The sequence below is a fragment of the Sphingomonas sp. genome, from assembly GCF_035555815.1.
In the GTDB taxonomy this organism is placed as follows: domain Bacteria; phylum Pseudomonadota; class Alphaproteobacteria; order Sphingomonadales; family Sphingomonadaceae; genus Sphingomonas.
The window spans coordinates 1-17,969 of record NZ_DATMGG010000165.1; the positions used below are offsets into that span (position 1 = coordinate 1).

Annotated in this window: 15 protein-coding genes and 1 pseudogene; 7 read left to right on the forward strand and 9 right to left on the reverse strand. The window is 67.8% G+C overall.

What is annotated here, in order from left to right:
- From VNR91_RS09085 to lptG, 5 genes and pseudogenes are all read left to right on the forward strand, one after another.
- Positions 1-106, forward strand: a pseudogene (locus tag VNR91_RS09085) (acyl carrier protein); the annotation flags it as partial.
- Positions 107-213: 107 nt separating this feature from the next.
- On the forward strand, positions 214-1,434 hold the full coding sequence (spt, locus tag VNR91_RS09090) for a serine palmitoyltransferase (protein ID WP_325490446.1): 1,221 nt from the start codon (positions 214-216) through the stop codon (positions 1,432-1,434).
- Positions 1,435-1,508: 74 nt separating this feature from the next.
- Positions 1,509-3,470, forward strand: a complete 1,962-nt coding sequence (locus VNR91_RS09095; RefSeq protein WP_325490447.1) for an ATP-binding protein — start codon at positions 1,509-1,511, stop codon at positions 3,468-3,470.
- Positions 3,471-3,576: 106 nt separating this feature from the next.
- Entirely contained in the window at positions 3,577-4,776 is a 1,200-nt protein-coding gene (locus VNR91_RS09100) for an LptF/LptG family permease (RefSeq protein WP_325490448.1), read from the forward strand.
- Positions 4,773-5,870, forward strand: a complete 1,098-nt coding sequence (lptG, locus tag VNR91_RS09105; RefSeq protein WP_325490449.1) for an LPS export ABC transporter permease LptG — start codon at positions 4,773-4,775, stop codon at positions 5,868-5,870. The genes VNR91_RS09100 and lptG overlap by 4 nt, the downstream gene beginning before the upstream one ends.
- 262 nt (positions 5,871-6,132) lie before the next feature.
- Here the strand turns inward: lptG and VNR91_RS09110 are convergent, their stop codons facing one another.
- Positions 6,133-7,233, reverse strand: a complete 1,101-nt coding sequence (locus VNR91_RS09110; protein ID WP_325490450.1) for a fatty acid desaturase — start codon at positions 7,231-7,233, stop codon at positions 6,133-6,135.
- A 135-nt stretch (positions 7,234-7,368) separates the two neighbouring features.
- Here VNR91_RS09110 and VNR91_RS09115 point away from each other — a divergent pair, with 135 nt between their 5' ends.
- On the forward strand, positions 7,369-8,523 hold the full coding sequence (locus VNR91_RS09115) for an N-acetyltransferase (RefSeq protein ID WP_325490451.1): 1,155 nt from the start codon (positions 7,369-7,371) through the stop codon (positions 8,521-8,523).
- Positions 8,524-8,553: 30 nt separating this feature from the next.
- Here the strand turns inward: VNR91_RS09115 and guaA are convergent, their stop codons facing one another.
- Positions 8,554-10,110, reverse strand: a complete 1,557-nt coding sequence (gene guaA / locus VNR91_RS09120) for a glutamine-hydrolyzing GMP synthase (protein ID WP_325490452.1) — start codon at positions 10,108-10,110, stop codon at positions 8,554-8,556.
- Between the two features lie 78 nt (positions 10,111-10,188).
- Here guaA and VNR91_RS09125 point away from each other — a divergent pair, with 78 nt between their 5' ends.
- Complete coding sequence (locus VNR91_RS09125; protein WP_325490453.1) at positions 10,189-11,283, forward strand: methyltransferase domain-containing protein; 1,095 nt, start codon at positions 10,189-10,191, stop codon at positions 11,281-11,283.
- Here the strand turns inward: VNR91_RS09125 and VNR91_RS09130 are convergent.
- The 7 genes from VNR91_RS09130 to VNR91_RS09160 form a co-directional block, all read right to left on the reverse strand.
- Positions 11,280-11,876 carry a hypothetical protein gene (locus VNR91_RS09130; protein WP_325490454.1) on the reverse strand — a complete coding sequence of 199 codons (597 nt, stop codon included), beginning with the start codon at positions 11,874-11,876 and terminating at the stop codon, positions 11,280-11,282. The genes VNR91_RS09125 and VNR91_RS09130 overlap by 4 nt on opposite strands.
- 81 nt (positions 11,877-11,957) lie before the next feature.
- A complete protein-coding gene (locus VNR91_RS09135; RefSeq protein WP_325490455.1) occupies positions 11,958-14,096 on the reverse strand; it encodes a prolyl oligopeptidase family serine peptidase in 2,139 nt (712 codons plus the stop codon).
- Positions 14,097-14,221: 125 nt separating this feature from the next.
- Positions 14,222-14,644 carry a 50S ribosomal protein L17 gene (gene rplQ / locus VNR91_RS09140; protein WP_325490456.1) on the reverse strand — a complete coding sequence of 141 codons (423 nt, stop codon included), beginning with the start codon at positions 14,642-14,644 and terminating at the stop codon, positions 14,222-14,224.
- Between the two features lie 243 nt (positions 14,645-14,887).
- Positions 14,888-15,952, reverse strand: coding sequence for a DNA-directed RNA polymerase subunit alpha (locus VNR91_RS09145; protein ID WP_325490457.1), 1,065 nt, complete (start codon positions 15,950-15,952; stop codon positions 14,888-14,890).
- 98 nt (positions 15,953-16,050) lie between these two features.
- Positions 16,051-16,440, reverse strand: a complete 390-nt coding sequence (rpsK, locus tag VNR91_RS09150) for a 30S ribosomal protein S11 (RefSeq protein ID WP_007405180.1) — start codon at positions 16,438-16,440, stop codon at positions 16,051-16,053.
- Positions 16,441-16,529: 89 nt separating this feature from the next.
- Positions 16,530-16,898, reverse strand: a complete 369-nt coding sequence (gene rpsM / locus VNR91_RS09155) for a 30S ribosomal protein S13 (RefSeq protein ID WP_325490458.1) — start codon at positions 16,896-16,898, stop codon at positions 16,530-16,532.
- A gap of 218 nt (positions 16,899-17,116) precedes the next feature.
- Positions 17,117-17,969: sensor histidine kinase (locus VNR91_RS09160; protein WP_325490459.1), on the reverse strand; the 853-nt coding region annotated here is incomplete at its 5' end.

Here is a 17,969-nt window from a genome sequence, read left to right on the forward strand (position 1 = left end):
TGCGATCGAGGACGAGTTCGACATCATCATCACCATGAACATGCAGGCCGAGATCGAGACGGTCGGCCAGCTGGTCGATGCGGTGGCGAAGTTGAAGGACCAATAGACGCCGTTCGCCCCGAGCGCAGTCGAGGGAGCCCGCCGAGCGAAGCCGAGGCTCCGGCGCATCCATCCTCGCTTCGCTCGACACGATCGGTTGGGAACCAGAATAGCATGACCGACACTGCCCCCGAACGCGACCTGTTCTCCAAATTCGACCCGCTGATCGCCGAGCGCGAGGCGCTGCTCGCCACCGGCGTGCGCGATCCGTTCGCGATCGTGATGGACGAGGTGAAATCGCCCACCCTCGCCGTGATCAAGGGCAAGGAAACCATCCTGCTCGGCACCTACAACTACATGGGGATGACCTTCGATCCCGATGTGGTGCAGGCGGGCAAGGACGCGCTCGACGCGTTCGGATCGGGCACCACCGGCAGCCGGGTGCTCAACGGCACCTATGAGCCGCACCGCGATTGCGAGGAGGCTCTGAAGGAATTCTACGGCACCCGCCACGCCATGGTCTTCTCGACCGGCTATCAGGCCAACCTCGGCATGATCTCGACGCTGGCGGGCAAGGGCGAGTACATCATCCTCGACGCCGACAGCCATGCCTCGATCTACGACGGCTGCGCGCTGGGCAATGCGGAGGTCGTCCGCTTCCGCCACAATTCGGTCGAGGACCTCGACAAGCGGCTCGGCCGCCTGCCCGCCGACGCCGGCAAGCTGGTGGTGCTGGAAGGTGTCTATTCGATGCTCGGCGATATCGCCCCGCTGCCGGAGATGGTCGCGGTAGCAAAGAAGCATGGCGCGATGATCCTGTGCGACGAAGCGCACGGCATGGGTTTCTTCGGCGCCAACGGTCGCGGCGTGTACGAGGAGCTGGGCTGTTCGGACGATATCGACTTCGTCGTCGGCACCTTTTCAAAATCGGTCGGCACGGTCGGCGGCTTCTGCGTCTCCAACCACCCGAAATTCGAGGTGCTGCGGCTGGTGTGCCGCCCCTATGTGTTCACCGCGTCGCTGCCGCCGTCGGTGGTCGCCACCGCCGCGACGTCGATCCGCAAGCTGATGCACGCCGGCAACAAGCGCGCGCACCTGTGGGAGAATTCGCGCCGCCTGCACACCGGGCTGCGCGAGATGGGCTTCACGCTGGGCACCGAGACGCCGCAATCGGCGATCATCGCGGTGATGCTCAAGGATCAGGAACAGGCGGTGCGGATCTGGCAGGCGCTGCTCGACGGCGGGCTGTACGTCAACATGGCGCGGCCCCCCGCCACCCCGGCCGGCACGTACCTGCTGCGCTGTTCGCTGTGCGCGGAACACAGCGCCGAACAGGTCGAGACGATCCTGGAAATGTTCCGCGCGGCGGGCCAGGCCGTGGGCGTGATCGGCTGAGTCGAATCCGTCCGCTTGGCCGGCGCCGTCGCGGCATGTAGGATGGGCGCGGGATGAGCGAGCGGGGCGCATCCGTGGACGCAGGGCCACTTCACGCCTATTGGCGCGCGATCATCATGCTGGTCGTCGCGGTATTGAGCGCGGGCGTGATGATCGCGCTGATCGTCACGCTCAACAACGCCAACCGCGCCCGCGATCAGGCGCTGAGCGCGCAGTCGCACAGCTATGAGGTGATGATCCTCACGCGCCGCCTGTCGGACACGATGGCGCGGGCGGAAGCGACATTGGGCCGCTTCGTCATCAGCGCCGACAAGTCGCTGGGACAGCGGTTTTCCGAGCAATGGCAACAGGCCGGCAACCAGATCGACCGGCTGGACAGCATCACCAACGACAATCCGACGCAGCAAGGCCGCGTGTTCGCGTTGCGCCAGGCCTATCGCGAGCGGGGCGAGGAACTGTCGCTGATCGCGCTGTCCACCCAGTATCGCAAGAACGACCAGGCGCTGGCCCGCTATTACCAGGCGCGCGATGCCGCCGCGCTGCAACGCATCGACACCCTGCTCGACGGCTTCACCGCCACCGAGCGCAACCTGCTCGACACCCGCACCGCCGCCGCCAACGCCAAGATCGAATGGTCGAACCGGGCGGCGAAGGTGTTCGCCGCCTTCGGCGGGCTGCTGGTGCTGGCGACCATCGCGTCCGGCTGGCTGGCGGTCCGCGCCTCCAACGACCGCATCCGCGCGGCCGCCGAGGCCGAGGCCGAGCGGCTGCGCGCGGGCGAGCTGGAAGCGGCGGTGGCGGTGGCGACCGACGAACTCCACGCCGAATCGCGCGAACGCGAGGCGGCCGAGGCCAAGCTGCGCCAGATGCAGAAGCTGGAAGCGGTCGGCCAGCTGACCGGCGGGATCGCCCATGATTTCAACAATATGCTCGCGGTGGTTCTGGGCGGTATCGAACTGGCGCGGCGACGGGTAGGCGATAGCCGCGACGAGGTGCTGCGCCACCTCGACAGCGCGGCGGAGGGGGCGAACCGCGCGTCGGCGCTGACCCGCCGCCTGCTCGCCTTCGCCCGCGCCGAACCGTTGCTGCCCCAATCGGTCGATCCCGGGGCGCTGTTGCGCGGGATGTCGGACCTGCTCGACCGCACGCTGGGTGACGCGATCAGCGTCGATGCCACCGGCGTGCAGCCGAGCTGGCACGTGTGGGTCGATCGCGACGGGTTCGAGAATGCCATCCTCAACCTCGCGGTCAACGCGCGTGACGCGATGGACGGGCGCGGCCGGTTGACCATCGCCACCGGCAGCGTGACGCTGGACGACAACGCGATCGGCCACTGCGCCGCCGGCGACTATGCCGCCATCGCGATCGGCGACAGCGGCTGCGGCATGACGCCCGAGGTGCTGGAACGCGTGTTCGAGCCGTTCTTTACCACCAAGCCGGTCGGCAAGGGCACCGGGCTGGGGCTGAGCCAGGTGTTCGGCTTTGCCCGGCAATCGCAGGGCGAGGTCGGCATCGCGTCGACGCCGGGCCGTGGCACGGTGGTGACCATCTACCTGCCGCGCCACATCGCGGCGGCGACCGCGGACGACACCCCGCTCCCCGCCGGGGCCACTGTCACCCCCGGTCTTTCGCCAGCGGCCCGGACGTTCGACATATTGGTGGTCGAGGACGACCGGCGGGTGCTGGCCGCGACGGTCGGCCTGCTGCGCGAACTGGGCCACCGCGCCGTGCCGTGCGCCGATTCGATGGCCGCCACCACCGTCGCCGCATCGATGCCAGCGCTCGACCTGGTCATTTCGGACGTACTGATGCCGGGCAAGACCGGCCCCGAGCTGATCGCGGAACTGAGCGCCTCGTTGCCCGATGTCGCGGCGTTGTTCGTCACCGGCTATGGCGGCGACGCGCATGAGGCCGAAGGGTTCGGCGACCATCCCGTGCTGCGCAAGCCGTTCACCATAGCGGGGCTGGCGGCCGCGATCGACGGGGTGATGGCGGGGCGGAGCAACGCGCCCGGCCCGATCGCCGCCGCCGGTTAGCAAGGGCCAGAACCCAAGGATTCGCGAGAGGGCCATTGGCGTCCCCCCAACCCGTCACTATAGCCGGTCCGACCACCATCGCCGAAAGCCATTCCAGACCCGCCGCATGACCTCGATCGATCGCTATCTCGCGCGGCTGATCGCGGTGCCGCTGTTCGCGAATCTGCTGATCGCGGCGATGCTGCTGGTGCTCGACCGCATCCGGCTGCTGCTCAACTTCGTCGCGACCGAAGGCGGGCCGGTGAGCGTGGTGTGGAAGATGCTCGCCAACCTGCTGCCCGAATATCTCGGCCTCGGCATCCCGATCGGGCTGCTGCTCGGCGTGCTGCTGGCGTTCCGGCGGCTGGCGACATCGTCGGAGCTGGACGCGCTGCGCGCCGTGGGGTTGAGCTACACCCGCCTGCTGCGCGTGCCGTACATGTACGCCTTCGGCCTGGCGATCGTGAACCTGGCGATCGTCGGCTATGTCCAGCCGCATTCGCGCTACACTTATGAAGGGCTGCGCTTCGAGCTGCGTTCGGGCGCGCTGGGCGCGTCGATCAAGGTGGGTGAGTTCACCAACTTCCCCGGCAACATCACCGTGCGGATCGAGGAAAGCCACGACAACGGCCGCGAGCTGACCGGCATCTTCGTCCACGGCCGGCTGCGCGACGGCAATTCCTATGCGGTGTCGGCGGAAAAGGGCCAGTTCCTGCGGACAGAGGACATGGACACGATCGTGTTCCGCCTGACCAACGGCACGCTGGTGCAATATACCAAGGATTCGCCGGTCCCGCGCGTGCTGACGTTCAGCTCGCACTCCATCCCGATCGCGCTGCCCAAATATGGCAGTTTCCGCACCCGCGGCGGCCGCAATCTGGAGCTGACGCTGCCCGAACTGGCGCGGATCGGCGGCGATACCCGCGCGCCGGAGGAATTGCGCGACACCAGCCGCGCCGCCTTCCACTTCCGGCTGGTAGAGGTCGCGACGATGTTCCTGCTGCCGATGCTGGCGGTCGCGCTGGGTGTGCCCTCGAAACGCTCCACATCGGCGCTGGGCGTGTTCCTGTCGATCGTGATCATCGTCAGCTATCACAAGATCAACGAATATGGGGAGGCGATCGGCGGGCTGGGCCGGGTCGACCCCATCATCGCGCTGTGGGGGCCGTTCGTGATCTTCGCCGCGCTGGTCGGGTGGATGTATTACACCGTCGCCTATGTCCCCGGCGGCCAGCCGATCGGCGTACTGGAGCGCGGCTTCGCCAAGATCACCTCCGCGATCAAGCGCCGCCTGCCCGGCCGCCGCCGACCGAAGATCGCCGAATGAGCGGCCCCGGCTTCTTTCCGTCGCGCACCGTGACGCTGTATCTGGGGCGGATGTTCCTGACCCGGACGCTGGCGGTGCTGCTGGCGCTGGTGCTGGTGCTCCAGGCGCTCGACCTGCTGTCCGAATCGGGCCGCATCCTGGCCCATGCCGGCAATGGCGAGGCGCAGATCTGGCGCTACGTCAGCCTGCGCGTGCCCGAGATCATCGCGCAGTTCCTGCCGTTTTCGGTGCTGCTGGGCACGATCATCGCGCTGTCGACGCTCAACCAGAACAGCGAGGTGATCGCGCTCAAGGCAGGCGGCCTGTCCGCGCACCAGGTGCTGGCGCCGCTGATCGTCGCCAGCCTGGGGGTGGCGGCGGTGTCGTTCGCGTTCAACGACAGCGTCGTCAGCCGCGCCTCGGCCGCGCTCGATCAATGGCAGAAGGTGGAATATGGCCCGGTGCCCGCCGCCAGCGGCGACCGGGTCAACGTGTGGGTACGCACCGAAAACGACCTGATCCACGTCCAGCAGGTGCGCGGCAAGGGTGATGCGGTGCGACTGACCGGCATCACGGCCTATCAGCGCAACGGCGGCTCGCTCAAGACGATCATCTCCGCCGACAGCGGCCGCCGCGACGGCAAGGGCTGGCGGATCGAGAATGCCAGCCGGTTCGACGTCGCGGAGGGCACGATCACGCCGCTCGGCAGCCTGCACGTCGGCGACGGCGTGCGGCCGGACCAGTTCACGCTGGCGAGCGTCGATGCCGACGGCCTGTCGTTCGGCGCGCTGTCCACCGCGATCAGCGACTTGCGCCGCGCCGGCCGGCCGACCAAGGCGCTGGAGGGCGCGCTGTGGCACAAATTGTCGGGGCCGCTGTCGGCGGTGCTGATGCCGCTGCTCGGCGCGGTGGCGGCGTTCGGGCTGGCGCGGTCGGGCAAGCTGTTCGTCCGCGCGGTGATCGGCATGGCGCTGGGCTTCGCCTATTTCGTCGCCGACAATTTCGCGCTGGCGATGGGCAATCTGGGCGCCTACCCGCCCTTCCTCGCCGCCTGGGCGCCGTTCCTGCTGTTCCTGCTGGTCGGCGAAGCGGTGCTGGTCCGGACCGAGGAATAGCGCCGGAATCTGTCGCGCTTCACCGACGGCGCCTTTCGCGCGCGATCGGCGGACGACAGGGGAATGGGATTCACGCGAAGCCGCGAAGACGCGAAGAAGAATTGGTTCGCGCGGAGGCGCGGAGGCGCGGAGATAGCTTATGTGGGGCCACGGCTAGGGCCTTCATCGGGCGAGAATGCCTATGGTCTCGCTGACGCGGGACGGGGCGGCGCGCGCGACACCTTCGCGTCTCCGCGCCTCCGCGCCTCCGCGCGAACCGATCCTACCTTGCGGCGAAGGTCGAACGCACCAGCCGGTCGAGCAGTCCGGGCAGTCCGCGATAATTGGCCTTGTGATAGGGCGACTCGACATCGAGCGCCGCCGACAGCCGGCGATGCGCCTCGCCCAGCGCGTGATAGGGCAGCCCCGGCAACAGATGGTGCAGCGCGTGATAGCGCAGGCCGACCGGCGCCCACAGGAACGGCAGCAGGCCCGGCGGCGGCACGTTGACCGAATCGAGATACTGGGCGGTGACGGTCATCGCCTCCCCCTCATTCTCCCACAGGTGCGCCACCAGCGTGCGGACCTGGTTGATCACCATCACCACCGAGATCGTCGCCAGATAGACCAGGAACGCCTTGAGCGGCAGCACGCCGGTGACGGTCGCGGCGACCAGTCCGATCACCCACAGGCTCGCCGCCGCTTCCAGCATATGCCACAGGCTGCGCGCGGCGCCCTCGGGCGCGCGGCGCTGGAAGCGCGGGTTGATCGCCAGCGCCGAATAGCGCGCGACCACCACCCGGCGCAGGCGCGGGCTGAGCAGCGACAGCGGCGTCAGCACGCCCCAGCGCAGCAGGAACCCGATCGGCGCCAGCGCGGAGACCAGCACGAACGCCGGCACGCTCCACGGCTTCATCAGCGCCAGCGGCAGATATTCGGGGTCCTCGATCGTGCCATAGCGGGTGCGCGTATGGTGAAGGTTGTGGACCCCCTCATACATGAACGACGGCGCCATCAGCGGAATGCCGGCGAGCAGGTTCCACACCAGCCGGAACCCCGGCAGCGCGGCGTGCTTCATGTGGCTGACTTCGTGGATGAAGCTGGCGGCGCGATACAGCGCCAGCACCGCCACGGCAAAGGCCAGCGCGGCGGGAACGCCGAACGGCAGCAGGATCGCCGCCGCCAGCGCGCCATAGCCCACCGTCACCGACGCCAGCAGATCGATCCAGTAGATCGCCGGCCGCGCCGCGTGCAGATCGCGCGACAGCTCGGCGGCGGTGCGCAGCAGCGTCTTGTCGTCGGGAATCCGTGACGGCGGCGCCCCGGCGGCGACATCGTCCGTCGGCGCCGCCTGGCGCCGGTCGAAGGCAAGGGTAGCGTTCATCGAGGAAGGCATTGCCGATAGATAGTGGCAGCATGTGGGCGGTAACAGGGGAAAGCTGCCCATCATTTGCCCCCCTTCCCTGTCAATCACCCGCGGATTAGGACGGCGCCACGCGCGCTGACACGGGGGACAGGCATGACCAACCAACTGACGATCCGGCCCGTCACCACCAGGGCCGACCGCAAGCTCTTCGTCGATCTGCCGTTCCGCCTGTACGCGGGCGACCCCAATTGGGTGCCCCCGCTCAAGTCCGAGGCGCTGGGGCTGATCACTCCCGAAAAGAACGGCTGGTTCAGCCATGCCAAGGCGCAATTGTTTCTCGCCGAACGCGACGGGCGCGTGGTCGGGCGCATTTCGGCGCATATCGACACGCTCGCGCTCGAACAGCCGGCGGCGCAGGGCTTCGGCCCCGGCGTCGGCCAGTGGGGCCTGTTCGATGCGGAAGATCAGGCGACGGGCGCGGCGCTGATCGCCCACGCCGAACAATGGCTGCGGGATCAGGGGATGCGCCGCGCGCTTGGGCCGATCTCGATGTCGGTGTGGGAGGAACCGGGGCTGCTGATCGAGGGATATGATCATCCGCCGACGGTGATGATGGGCCACGCCAAACCCGAATATCGCGGCTGGATCGAGGGTGCCGGCTATGATCCGGTCAAGCAGCTCATCACCTATGATCTTGATATCACGCAGGACTTCCCCCCGATCGTCCAGCGCATCATCAAGTCGGGCGAACGCAACGAGCGCATCCGCATCCGCGAGGTCGACAAGTCGAGGTTCGAGGAGGAGGCAGCGATCATCCTGGCGATCCTCAACGATGCCTGGTCGGACAATTGGGGCTTCGTCCCGCTGACCCCGCCCGAGATCAAGGACGTCGGCGTCAAGCTGAAGCCGATCGTGTTCAACGACCTGATCCGCATCGCCGAGCTGGACGGGCGCCCGGTCGCGTTCATGATCACCCTGCCCGACCTGAATGAGGCGATCGCGCCGCTGAAGGGCAATCTCTTCCCCTTCGGCTGGGCGAAGCTGCTGCTGTGGCTGCGCCGCCCGCGCGTCCGCACGATGCGCGTGCCGTTGATGGGCGTGGTCAAGGAGCTCCAGGCATCACGCATGGCGAGCCAGCTCGCCTTCATGATGATCGAATATATCCGCCGCGCCTCGATCACCCGCTATGGCGCGACGCGCGGAGAGATCGGCTGGATCCTCGACGACAACCAGGGAATGCGATCGATCGCCGAGACGATCAATTGCTCGATCAACAAGCTCTACCAGGTGTACGGCAAGGATCTCTAGGCAGCCGCCGGGTCACCCGGCGGGCCGCGATCATTCCCATTCGATCGTGCCGGGCGGTTTCGAGGTATAGTCGTAGGTCACGCGGTTGACGCCCTTGACCTCGTTGACGATCCGCGTCGCCACGCGCGACAGGAAGTCGCCCGAGAAGTGGAAGGCGTCGGCGGTCATCCCGTCGGTCGAGGTCACCGCACGCAGCGCCAGCACGCTGTCATAGGTCCGCCCGTCGCCCATCACGCCGACGCTGCGCACCGGCAGCAGCACCGCAAACGCCTGCCAGATCGCGTCGTACAGCCCGGCGCTGCGGATCTCCTCGAGGTAGATCGCGTCGGCCTTGCGCAGGATGTCGCAGCGTTCCTTGGTCACCTCGCCCGGAATGCGGATCGCCAGCCCCGGTCCCGGGAACGGATGGCGGCCGACGAAGGCGTCGGGCAGGCCCAGTTCGCGGCCCAGATCGCGGACCTCGTCCTTGAACAATTCGCGCAGCGGCTCGACCAGCTTCATGTTCATCCGGTCGGGCAGGCCGCCGACATTGTGGTGGCTCTTGATCGTCACCGACGGACCGCCGGTGAAGCTGACGCTTTCGATCACGTCGGGATAGAGCGTGCCCTGTGCGAGAAACTCGGCGCCGCCGATCTTCTTCGCCTCGGCCTCGAACACGTCGATGAAGGTCTTGCCGATGAACTTGCGCTTCGCCTCGGGATCGGTGACCCCGGCCAGCCCGCCCAGGAACAGCGTCTCGGCGTCCACATGCACCAGCGGGATGTTGTAGCTGTTGCGGAACAGGCTGACGACCTGTTCGGCCTCACCGCTGCGCATCAGTCCGTGGTCGACGAACACGCAGGTGAGCTGATCGCCGATCGCTTCATGGATCAGCACCGCCGCCACCGCCGAATCGACCCCGCCCGATAGGCCGCAGATCACCCGGCCCTTGCCGACCTGTTCGCGGATCTCGGCGATCTTGGTCTGGCGGAACTCGGCCATCGTCCAGTCGCCGGAGAGGCCGCAGACGTGGCGGGCGAAATTGGCGATCAGCTTGCCGCCGTCCGGCGTGTGGACCACCTCCGGGTGGAACTGCATCGCGTAGATGCGGCGCGCGTCGTCGGCGATCACCGCGAACGGCGCGCCGGGGCTGTGCGCGACCGGACGGAAGCCGGGGGCGAGCGCGGTGACCTTGTCGCCGTGGCTCATCCACACCTGATGCGTCTCGCCCTCCGCCCACAATCCGTTGAACAGCGCGCAGCCGTCGGCGATGTCGATGAAGGCGCGGCCGAACTCGCCGCTGTCGCCCAGCGTCACCTCGCCGCCCAGCTGCTGCATCAGCACCTGCTGGCCATAGCAGATGCCGAGCATCGGCAGGCCGGCGTCGAGGATCGGCTGCGGAATGCGCGGGCTGCCGTCGTCGAGCACCGAGGCCGGGCTGCCCGACAGGATGATGCCCTTTGGCGCCATCCGGTCGAACGCGGCCTGTGCGGCGTTGAACGGGGCGATCTCGCTGTACACCCCCGCCTCGCGCACGCGGCGGGCGATCAGCTGGGTGACCTGGCTGCCGAAGTCGATGATCAGGATGGAATCGGGTCGGGTGTCCATGACGGGCGGTTAGGCAGGCGGGGCGCTCGTGTAAAGCACGCCGCTTGCGCCCGTCGCCGTGGACTGCCACGGCAGGGGATGAACGAAGAAACGACGATCCGGGCCGACACGCCCGCCGATTTCGACCAGATGGTGCAGCGGGCCGGCGACGACCCCCGCGAATTGACCACCCTCTCCCGCCTCGCCCGGACGATGGGGCGTGAGGGCGACGCCTATCCGATCGCGCGCCGCGCGCGGGCATTGGCGCCGCACGATCCCGAAATCGCGATCCTGACGCATGAGCCGTTCGCCGCGGCGGTGCCGTCATGGCACTTCCGCATCATCGCCGATCACCGCCGCAACACCGCCTATGACGCCGCGATCCGGCGCGCGGTGACGCCCGGCTGCACCGTGCTGGACATCGGATCGGGCACCGGGCTGCTGGCGATGATGGCGGCGCGCGCCGGGGCGGGCCACGTCTACAGCTGCGAGATGAACCCGGCGGTGGCGGAGGCGGCACGCGCGATCGTCGCCGCCAACGGGCTGGCCGACCGAGTGACGGTGATCGCCAAGAAATCGACCGACCTGGACCTCGCCGTCGATCTGGGCGGCGCGCCGGTCGACGTGCTGGTGTCGGAGATCATCTCCAACGATCTGCTGGCGGAAGCGGCGTTGCCGGTGATGAACGACGCGGTGCGGCGGCTGCTGAAGCCCGGCGGCCGCATGGTGCCCGAATCGGGGCAGATCCTGGTCGCGCTGGCCGACCTGCCGCTGCCCGAGCGCGAATTCCTCTACGACGTCGCCGGGTTCGACGTGTCGCTGTTCCACGCGCTCGCCGAACGGCCGCAACTGGTCAAGACCGACGATCCCGACCTGCGGCTGCGCAGCCCGGCGAAGGAGCTGTTCCATTTCGACTTCACCACCGGCGGGCCGTGGGGGCCGCTGCGCGCGTGGACCGACTGCATCGCCGACGGCGGGCGGGTCAGCGGCGTGGTGCAATGGATGCGGTTCCAGCTCGACGCCGAGACGGTGTATGAGACCCGCCCCGGCCCCGGTCCCAGCTCAAGCTGGGCGACGCTGTTCTACCCGTTCGACTGCCCGGTGCGCCCGCCCGCCGGCAGCGCGCTGCGCATCGAGGGGGTGCACGACGAACAGAACGTCCTGTTGTGGGCGGACGAGGCCAGCTTTCGCTAGTTGAGCGGCGGCGGCGCGTCGGGGGCGTTGTCGATCCTGACGCTCGGCACGCCCGAGCCGCCGACCGAGCAGCGGAAGCGTTCGTGGCGCGGCGCGGTGTCGCGATAGCCGTCGCGCAGCTCGATCGTCCCCTGGACGTACCAACCGCCGTTGCCCGCCGGATCGACCGATCCGATGTCGGAGACACGCGCGACGCGGGCATATTCCGACGCACGCGATTCGGCCGCTTCGGCACAGGCATCGGCGGCGTCGCTCTCCGCCAGCGCCGGGCCATTGCCGGGCGGGGGCGCCGGCATCGCATCGTCGAGATGATCGGCGCCGGCGTCGGCGTCGGACGGCGGCGGGCCGGCGTCTTCGGCATATCGGGCATCATTGCGCGATTTCTTGCCGGCGGCAGAGGCGATCGCGATCACCCCGCCCGCCAGCAGCGCGCCGAGCAGCAGATCGCCGCCATCGATCCGGTCGCCGCCGCGATGGCCGCGGCCCTGATTTGGCCCGTGACCGTTCCCGCGCCGCTGGCCCGACGCATCGGCCGGCACCGCCATGCCGACCATCGCCAGCGCCGCCGCCGTCGCACCCAACCCCTGAATCATCCGCATGTCCGTCGTCCCGTCCTGATGGTGCACGCACCCTGACTCCGCCCGGCTGTCACGGGGCTGAACGTTTCGGATGCGTCAGGGAATCGGCTTGACCTCCAGCCCGGTCCATTTCGCCGCGAACGCCCACATGTCCGCCGCCTCCTCGATGATCTTGTCGGTCGGCTTGCCCGATCCGTGGCCAGCGCGCGTCTCGATGCGGATCAGGTGCGGCTTTGGCCCGATGTCGGCGGCTTGCAGCGCGGCGGCGTATTTGAAGCTGTGGCCGGGCACCACACGGTCGTCAGTATCCGCCGTGGTCACCAAGATCGCCGGATAGCCCGCGCCGGCGCGGATGTTGTGGTAGGGCGAATAGGCATAGAGCGCGCGGAAATCGGCTTCCTTCGACGGATAGCCGTAATCGTCGACCCAATAGCGCCCGGCGGTGAAGCGGTCGAAGCGCAGCATGTCCATCACCCCGACCTGCGGCAGCGCCGCCGCGAACAGATCCGGCCGCTGGTTGACCACCGCGCCGACCAGCAGCCCGCCGTTCGACCCACCCTGCACCGCCAGCTTGTCCCTGGACGTGACGCCATGCGTGACCAGATACTCGCCCGCCGCGATCATGTCGTCGAACACATTCTGCTTGTTGAGCAGCCGCCCGGCGTCGTGCCAGGCCTTGCCGTATTCGCCGCCGCCGCGCAGGTTGGCGACCGCGAACACCCCGCCCTGTTCCAGCCACGCCAGCCGCGTCGCGGAAAAGGCCGGGGTCATCGAGATGTTGAACCCGCCGTAGCCGTAGAGGATCGTCGGCGCGCCGCCCACCGGCAACGCGCCCTTCCTGCGGACGATGAACAGCGGCACGCGGGTGCCGTCCTTCGACGTGTAGAATTGCTGGTCGACCTGATAGTCGGCCGGGTCGAACGCGACCTTTGGCGCCGCCCAGACCGATGCCTGCGCGGTCTTCACATCGTAGCGGTAGATGGTGGTCGGCGTGGCGAAGCTGGTGAAGGCGAAGAACGTCTCCGCATCGTCCGGATCGCCCCAGAAGCCGCTGGCGGTGCCGATGCCGGGCAGCGGCACCACGCCCTCACGCTTGCCGTCGAGATCGTGGATCCGCACCTCGGTCTTCACGTCGACCAGGTACGACAGCACCAGCTTGCCGCCGATCATCGACGCGCCGTCGAGCACCGCCTGATCCTGCGGCACCACCTCATGGATCGGCGGGACCGCCGATCGCGCGAACAGGTTGGTGGAGACGACGCGCAGGCGCGGCGCGTCCTTGTTGGTCACCCAATAGAAATTCGGCCCGACATTGCCGACATAGCTCCAGTTGTTCTCCAGCCCCTTGAAGATCGTGCGCGGCGCGGGCGTCGGTGCGGTCAGGTCGATCACCGTCACCTGATAGCGATCGTCGGTGCCTTCGGTGGTGGTGATGATCAGCCACTTGCCGTCGTCGCTGACCTGCGCGCTGTGGCCGTATCGGGGGTGGTCGGGCGTCGCGTAGATCAGCCGGTCAGCCGACTGCGGCGTGCCGATCGCGTGGAAATAGACTTGCTGGTTCTCGTTCAGCGCCTGGAACTTGGCGCCTTCCGCCGGGGCGGCGAAGCGCGAATAATAGACGCCCGAACCGTCCTTTGCCCAGGCGATGTTCGAGAATTTCACCCATTCGATCGTATCGGCCAGCGGCTGGCCGGTGGCGACGTCGAGCAGCTTGAGCGTACGCCAGTCGGTGCCGCCGTCCTGCACGGTATAGGCGACCTTGCCGCCATCCTCCGACGGCACCCATTCGCCCAGCGCGGTGGCGCCGTCCTTTGCCCAGCCGTTCGGATCGATCAGCAGCCGCCCTTCGCCCTGCACGCTGTCACGGACGTAGAGCGCCGCCTGATTCTGCAACCCGGAATTGCGGGCGTAGAAATAGTGACCGCCCTTCTTCACCGGCACGCCGAACCGTTCGTAATCGTAGAGCGCCTTCATCCGCGTGCGGAACGCGTCGCGGCCGGGCAGCGTCGCCAGATACGCGTCGGTCACCTTGTTTTCCGCGGTCACCCAATCGCGCACCGCGGAATCGGTGCGGACATCGTTTTCCAGCCAGCGATAGGGATCGGCGACCTTGACGCCGAACTGTTCGTCGACCTGATCGACGCGGCGGGTATCGGGATAGTGGATCATGGCGTCCTGTGCAGCGGCGGGAACGGAGAGCAACAGCGGAAGGGCAAGCAACAGCGCGCGGCGCATGGGATTTCCCCCGAAACGAGAAGAAGGTCGCAGCCTATCGGCCACGACCCCCTTCACAAGCCCCAATATTGGTGAGGCTGGCCCGTCTCCGTTCGCCCTGAGCACGAACGGTGGCAGTGAGTCGCTTACGCAGCGTCCTCGAAATCGTCGTCGTTCAGCACGGGGCCGGAATCCTGGCCCTTGGCCGACACGTCGCGGTCGACGAATTCGATGATCGCCATCGGCGAGGCGTCCGACGCGCGGATGCCGGCCTTGATGATGCGGGTGTAGCCACCGTTGCGATCGGCATAGCGCGCCGCCAGCACGTCGAACAGCTTGGTCAGCTGCGCATCGTCGAGCAGGCGGGCGTGCGCCAGACGGCGGTTCGACAGGCCGCCCTTCTTCGCCAGCGTGATCAGCTTCTCGACATAGGGGCGAAGCTCCTTCGCCTTGGCGACGGTGGTGGTGATCTGCTCATGCTTGATCAGCGCGGCCGACATGTTGCGGAACAGCGCGATACGATGAGCCGAGGTACGCTGCAGCTTACGGCCGCCGACACGATGACGCATTTTTCTTTTCCTTCAGTTCGTTAAGGGGCCGTCTTACGGAACCCCAGACCCGGTGGCGCTTGGAACCGGGCCGCCACCCGAAACCCGAAAAGTCACAGGAAAGTCACCGCTGACGCACGCGTGCGCGGAGACTTTCCCTTGGAAGCCCGACTCGGCAAAACCGAGTCGTCGGACGGCGCGGGCGCCGCCGGCCGGGCCCGGCGATCAATCCGGGATTAGCATCGCTAACCCCGGACGCCGGGCTCAGCCCAGGATTTCCTGTTCCAGCTTCTTGGCCATTTCCTCGATGTTCTCGGGCGGCCAGCCGGGGATTTCCATGCCGAGGCGCAGGCCCATGCTCGACAGCACTTCCTTGATCTCGTTCAAGGACTTGCGGCCGAAGTTCGGCGTGCGCAGCATCTCGGCCTCGGTCTTCTGGACCAGATCGCCGATGTAGATGATGTTGTCGTTCTTGAGGCAGTTGGCCGAACGCACCGACAGTTCGAGCTCGTCGACCTTCTTGAGCAGGAAGCGGTTGATCGTCGCGGTGTCGCCCGACACTTCCTGCGTCGCGGTCGGCGCAGCGACGCCGACCGGCGCGGAACGCGGCAACGCCGAATCGTCGAAGTGGACGAACAGCGCGAGCTGGTCCTGCAGGATGCGGCCGGCGTAGGACACGGCGTCCTCCGGCGTGACGGTGCCGTCGGTCTCGATCGTCAGCGTGAGCTTGTCGTAGTCAAGCTCCTGCCCGACGCGGGTGTTCTCGACCTTGTAGCTGACCTGACGGACCGGCGAGTAGAGCGCGTCGACCGGGATCAGCCCGATCGGCGCGTCGGCCGGCCGGTTCGATCCGGCGGGGACATAGCCCTTGCCGGTGTCGGCGGTCAGTTCCATGTTGAGCGTCGCGCCATCATCGAGGTGGCACAGGACGAGATCGGGGTTCATCACCTCGATGTCGCCAGACACGGCGATGTCGCCGGCCTTTACCGCGCCGGGGCCGGTCGCGGCGAGCTGGAGCCGCTTCGGCCCTTCGCCCTGCATCCGCAGCGCGATCTGCTTCACGTTCAGGACGATGTCGGTGACGTCCTCACGGACCCCCGCCAGCGACGAGAATTCGTGGAGCACGTTCTCGATCTTGATCGAGGTGACGGCGGCACCCTGGAGCGACGACAGCAGTACCCGGCGCAGCGCATTGCCGAGCGTCAGGCCGAAACCGCGCTCGAGCGGTTCGGCGACGAAGGTCGCCTTGCGCTTGCCGTCACCACCCGACTTCTTCTCGAGGCCGGTCGGCTTCTTGAGTTCCTGCCAATTCTTTGCGTTGACGGACACGGGCTTCCCCTTGGTTTTGGGCGGGAGCTGGGAGAGGCTCCGGCCAGTGAGGAATCATCGGCGCAGCGCGATCAACCGCGCGCCGACGAGACGGATAGTTAGACGCGCCGGCGCTTCGACGGACGCACGCCGTTGTGCGGGATCGACGTCACGTCACGGATCGACGTGATCTGGAAGCCGACCGCCTGCAACGCGCGCAGCGCCGATTCGCGGCCCGAGCCGGGGCCCTTGACCTCGACCTCGAGCGTGCGGACGCCGTGTTCGGCGGCCTTCTTGCCGGCGTCCTCGGCGGCGACCTGCGCCGCGTAGGGGGTCGACTTGCGCGAGCCCTTGAAGCCCATCATGCCGGCCGACGACCAGCTGATCGCATTGCCCTGCGCATCGGTGATGGTGATCATGGTGTTGTTGAAGCTGGCGTTGACATGGGCAACACCGGCGGTGATGTTCTTGCGTTCGCGACGGCGAATACGCTGCGGTTCACGTGCCATTTGGAATTCCTGACCCTGTATTCTGGTGCGGAGGCCGGGAGGCTATCCACCTCGAACCCGCCTCCGGCGGAGAAATAAGCGCCCCGCGCTTACTTCTTCTTGCCCGCGATCGGCTTCGCCTTGCCCTTGCGGGTGCGCGCATTGGTATGCGTGCGCTGGCCGCGGACCGGCAGGCCCTTGCGATGACGCAGGCCGCGATAGCAGGCCAGGTCCATCAGACGCTTGATGTTCATCGAGGTTTCGCGGCGAAGATCGCCTTCCACCTTGTAACCGGCGTCGATCGCTTCGCGGATCTGGAGGACTTCCTGATCGGTCAGGTCCTGCACACGGCGCTCAGGCGCGATGTCCAGCTTCGTGGTGATTTCCTTGGCTTTGGCCTGGCCGATGCCGTGGATATACTGAAGCGCGATAACGACGCGCTTGTTGGTCGGGATGTTGACGCCCGCAATACGTGCCATAAAATAGCTTCTCCCAGCTCCACGGGGCCTGCATGGCTGGCCGGCCCCATCTCATCGCGTTGCTTTTCCGAAACGCGAAATTCCGGCGCGCGCAGACAAGCGCCGCCGGGCAACCGGTGTTTCGGAGAGGCGTCAGGTAGGCGCGCGCTCGGCCCCTGTCAACCCGAGTTGTCAACCTGAAACCCTGACCCCCGCCGGTTTACCCTGTTTTGCCAGACTCATGCGCCGCGCACCGGCAGCACGATCGCGGCGATCAGCCCCGGCGCATTGTTGGCCAGGTCGAGTCGCCCGCCGTGCAGCCGCGCCACCGCCTCGACCAGCGCCAGCCCCAGCCCCGCCCCTGGCTTGCTGCGCGCGGGATCGAGCCGGCCGAACCGGCGCCGCGCCTCCGCCTGCTGATCGGCGGGAATGCCGGGGCCGCGATCCTCGACCTGGAAACGCACCTCGTCGCCCGACGCTGCCAGCCGCAGCACGATCGGCGCCCCCTCCCCGCCATGGCGCAGCGCGTTGTCGACCAGATTGGCCAGCGCCTGCGACAGCAGTTCGCGGTGCAGCGGCATCGCCGGCACGTCGGCGTCGATCGCCAGCGTCAACGCCGCGCCGTCCTCCTCCGCCAGCGGCTCGTAGAGTTCGGCCAGCGCGGTGAGCAGTTCGGCGGGCGCGGCGTCGGCGAATCCGCTGCGCGTGGCGACTTCCGACCGGCTGATCTCCAGCAGCACCGCCAGCATCCGGGTGACGATATCGGTTTCGGTGACCAGCCCGGCCAGCGCGGCGTCGCGCTGTGTGGGATCGTCGGCGGCCAGCGCCGCCTCCGCCCGCGCGCGCAGCCGGGCGATGGGGGAGCGCAGATCGTGCGCGACGCTGTCGGTGACGATGCGCAGTTCGCCCATCAGCCGCTCGATCCGGTCGAGCATCGCGTTGACCCGCGCCCCCAGCCGGTCGAACGCATCGCCGTGGCGTTCCGCGACGACCACGCGCCGCGCCAGATCGCCGGCGGCGACCGCGTCGGCGGTGGTGGCGACACCGTCGATCCGGCGGGTGACGTAGCGGGTCAGCGCCAGTCCGCCGCCG